At 44.7% G+C, this 3,818-nt stretch carries 3 protein-coding genes and 3 pseudogenes; all 6 read left to right on the plus strand.

The window, feature by feature from the left end; all coding sequences use genetic code 11:
* Window positions 1-512, plus strand: a pseudogene (locus UTM25_RS22285) (type IV secretion protein Rhs); the annotation flags it as partial.
* A gap of 13 nt (window positions 513-525) precedes the next feature.
* Window positions 526-723: a hypothetical protein gene (locus UTM25_RS22290; protein ID WP_194401973.1), complete on the plus strand. Its 198-nt coding sequence runs from the start codon at window positions 526-528 to the stop codon at window positions 721-723.
* Window positions 724-1,166: 443 nt separating this feature from the next.
* Window positions 1,167-1,907: pseudogene (locus UTM25_RS22295) on the plus strand (RHS repeat-associated core domain-containing protein); the annotation flags it as partial.
* An 11-nt stretch (window positions 1,908-1,918) separates the two neighbouring features.
* Window positions 1,919-2,137 carry a hypothetical protein gene (locus UTM25_RS22300; protein ID WP_194401972.1) on the plus strand — a complete coding sequence of 73 codons (219 nt, stop codon included), beginning with the start codon at window positions 1,919-1,921 and terminating at the stop codon, window positions 2,135-2,137.
* Window positions 2,138-2,814: 677 nt separating this feature from the next.
* Window positions 2,815-3,108 (plus strand): YciI family protein, encoded by a 294-nt coding sequence (locus UTM25_RS22305; RefSeq protein ID WP_194401971.1) that lies wholly within the window; start codon window positions 2,815-2,817, stop codon window positions 3,106-3,108.
* A gap of 79 nt (window positions 3,109-3,187) precedes the next feature.
* Window positions 3,188-3,818, plus strand: a pseudogene (locus UTM25_RS22310) (type IV secretion protein Rhs); the annotation flags it as partial.

The raw sequence follows: 3,818 nt of genomic DNA on the forward strand, positions 1-3,818 counted from the left end.
ATAGCTGGAATGATTTTCAGAGTAAAACTCGAGGTGCTTTTGCTACTAGGGGTCATGCTGCACGGGCCTACCGAGCTACTCATGGAATTTCAAAGCCAGATTTCCCTAATCCGGCAACCTACCTCGATGCAGGAAAAATTAGTGGGCATTTAGAACTATTCAAGGGAGGGGTTACTAAGTTCGTTTGGGGTATTAATCCTGAATTTAGTCATTTAGGCCCTCCAGGCGGCCACTTTGTTATGCCAAGGACCGTTGCTGATGACTTAATTAGACGTTCGAGTGGGAACATTCCAAAGCTTGAAAGATTGTTAGGGCTAAATACAGGTGATCTCGGAGACGCTCCTTTAAGGGTTGATATTAATAATCCGACAGGTTTAAGAATGCCAACAGGAAATGAACGAGGAGCAAATGAGTTTTGGTTGCCGGGAGGATATACTTCGGGCGGTATCCCAGAGGCGGCCATAGACCCTACTCCGCTAAATCAATTAAAAATCACACAGTTGAAAAATTAAAGAAGGAGGCGCAATGGATAAAATAATATTTAATAATTATGGAATAATCCTTATCGAAAGAGAAGGGCGTTTTTTTATAAGGTTTTATTCAGGTGGGATAGTTATGAAAGAAGAGGAGGAAGAAGTGAGCCTTGATGAGGCTAAAAAGGTTCAAATGAGTGAAAAAGATGCTTATGAGGTTTTAATAGCCATTGAAAAAAAGAAAAGCTAAAATATTGGCCTCTTTTTTAATAATTAGTTATTGACCAGTTACAAGAATGGATTTTTTTACTATAACCCAATAGAAATCGCTCAAAGATGGTTTTTTTAAAAGTCAACTTTAGCCAATTAAATTAGAGAAAAAACCACGCCTTGGTGTGGTTTTTTTGTTCAAAACGATTAAAAGTTTATCCCATGGAGATCTGTTACGAAGTAATTTTTCCCTTCCGCAACCATCTTGTCCGCTTCTTTCGTGCCTTGCTCACCCTTGTCAGTTTGGAGTCTTTACACATTATAGCCTGATCACGTATAAGCCTTTAATCCAGCCGCACGCAGGGGCTGCTGACCACCCGCAGTGAATACGACCGCCTTGGTCGACTGCATCGCCGGGACGTCTTTACCGGCAATGCTCAGCGCCCGTCGCCGCGCCGCTGGGATTACGACTACCGCAATAATCTGCTGCGTGAAAGCGAGACGCAGGTATCAGGATATTCCCAGAACCTGCGCATGCAAGGGCAATACCTGGACCGTGAGACAGGGCTGCACTACAATCTGTTCCGTTATTACGACCCGGACTGCGGGCGGTTTACGCAGCAGGACCCGATAGGGCTGGCGGGGGGGATAAACCTTTATCAGTATGCGCCGAATGCGCTGGGGTGGGTGGATCCGTGGGGGTTATCGTGCAGAAATAGCTGGAATGATTTTCAGAATAAGACAAAAGGAGTTTTTTCAAGTAGGGCATGGGCAGCAAAGGCATATAATTCATTAAAAGGCACGATTAAGCCCAATCGGCCAAACCCAACAACCTATTTAAATCCTTCCTATGTTAAGCAACATCTTGCATTATTTAACGATGGCATTTCTAAAATTGCTTGGGGAGTAAATAGAGCTGAGATTGGTCCTCCATCTGGTCATTTTGTGATGCCAAAATCAGTTGCTGATAATATCATTAAGAAAGCTGGCGGAGATGTTGGGAAGTTAGAAAAAATGCTAGGATTAGACCCTGGAGATCTCGGCGATTCACCAGTTCGAATAGATATCCTTAAACCTCAAGGGCTTAGAATGCCTTCAGGCAACGAGGGGGGAGCTAATGATTTTTGGGTTCCTGGTGGTAAGACGTCGGGAGGTATCCCTGAGGCCGTAATAGATCAAACACCTGTCGGTGATGCTTTGATTACACCAATTATAAATAAATAGAGGTATGAAAAATGAATGAAGTTATTTTTACAGGTTTTGGTGTTGACATAATCAAAAGAGATGGTGAATATTTTATCCGATATGATACCGGAACTATTGCTATGATTGAAAAGGAGTCGAAAATTACTCCGGAAGAAGCATTGAAAGCACAAAAAAGTGAAAATGATGCTTATGAGGTTATTATAGCCACTCAGACTAGAGAAGGAAAAAACAAGCCTTTCTTTTCATAAGAATAATATATTATTATAGTGCGTGGGAAGTTAATTGATTTAATGCTAAATAATGTTCTTTCATTTGAATTTGAAACTTTTCTCGATTTTAATATTTGAAAAAAGTTTTCGTTTTATTTAGTGCGGGAACTATTATTATAGAGTTGATTTCTTTGTAAAACTCGATGGTAACCCGCAGGTTTATAGTTATCAAGTAATTTGAGGTTTAACTATGATTGAAAATCTCAGTTATATAAAAGAAAATAACTTGCTTGAATGGATATATGGTGAAAGAAATTTACTAATTAATGTACCATTTTTAGACTGTGCAATTGTCGATTCAATACGTCAATTAATATTTGTATTGAGTTAACCAAAGCTATTACCAAGCGCTTTAACCATCTTCAATGCTCAGGGCGAAAAATTATTTTGGACTACGCCTCCTGAAAGCGCAATTTTCTATTACTTAACATTCAACCTGTCAAAGGAAGTGGTCGTTGTCTCTATCTATCCAGCAAAAAAAATGGCTGGCATGATTGGTTTTATTCCTATGATATGAAGCGTAACGAGTTGTCTCGCTCAGGCCCTGCTTATTGAGTTCTAATGTGTACCAAAAAAAATGTAACGATACCCAGTGGCAAAAGCAGGAGTGCATAAGCATTCCAACAAACGACTAAAAAAAAGCTGAAAGGCAAAGGATGAGCACGGTTTACATTGTCATTTTAACCTATATCAAACCACTCGAAGAGATTGACGCAGCGATACCTGCTCATGTTCAGTGGCTTAAAAAAGGGTACGCAGAGGGGATTTTCCTGGCGTCCGGTAGACGGTTCCCAAGAAACGGTGGGGTCATTCTCGCTAAGTGTGAAAGTCTTGCCTCTCTTGAGGAGCGCTTGCGCGAGGATCCTTTTCAGGCGTTAAAGCTTGCGACTGTCGAAATCATTCCCTTTGAACCCAGCATGAAAACAGAACTATTAGAAAATGTGTTATAACCCCGCAATAAAAAATCCTCGCCAGGGCGTGGATTTTATTCATTCAAAACAAATCAAACGTTAAACAGGAAGTTCATCGCATCGCCGGGACGTCTTTACCGGCAATGCCCAGCGCCCGTCGCCGCGCCGCTGGTCCCGCCGCTGGGATTACGACTACCGCAATAACCTGGTGAGGGAAGAGCGGGACGATAACCCGTTCAGCTGGTACCGCTGGCAGTACGACAGCGCCGGGCGTCTGCTGGTCCAGGATGGGACGCTGCCAGTAACCCTCTGGAAGGGGCTGCTGAGAAGGTCACGCACAACCGCCTGACGCAGCTGAACGGCATTCGCTGGCGCTATGACATCCACGGCCGCACCGTGGAGAAAGATAACGGCCAGACCCGCTGGCACTACCGCTACGACGGCGAGCATCGCCTGACGGAAGTCATCAGCCAGCCGCGGGACCGCAACAGGCCGCAGACGCAGGTCAGCTTCCGCTACGATCCGCTCGGGCGACGCATCAGCAAAACGCGACGCCAGATGCTGGGCGGTCATCCAGCCGGCAAGCCGGTCACCACCCGGTTTGTCTGGGAAGGGGGTTCCGTCTGCTGCAGGAGGTGCACGGGGATGTTCCGCTCACCTACGTCTACAGCGATCAGGACAGCTACGATCCGCTGGCGCGTATTGACGGCGTGGAAGCCCCGGAGATTTTCTGGTTCCACTGCCAGCCC

The organism is Enterobacter sp. 61D5 (assembly GCF_034107965.1).
In the GTDB taxonomy this organism is placed as follows: domain Bacteria; phylum Pseudomonadota; class Gammaproteobacteria; order Enterobacterales; family Enterobacteriaceae; genus Enterobacter; species Enterobacter cloacae_M.

Bases quoted from the DNA above. Each gene is read 5' to 3' on its own strand.
- UTM25_RS22290 (WP_194401973.1), top strand. From the start codon at position 526: ATGGATAAAATAATATTTAATAATTATGGAATAATCCTTATCGAAAGA.
- UTM25_RS22300 (WP_194401972.1), top strand. From the start codon at position 1,919: ATGAATGAAGTTATTTTTACAGGTTTTGGTGTTGACATAATCAAAAGA.
- UTM25_RS22305 (WP_194401971.1), top strand. From the start codon at position 2,815: ATGAGCACGGTTTACATTGTCATTTTAACCTATATCAAACCACTCGAA.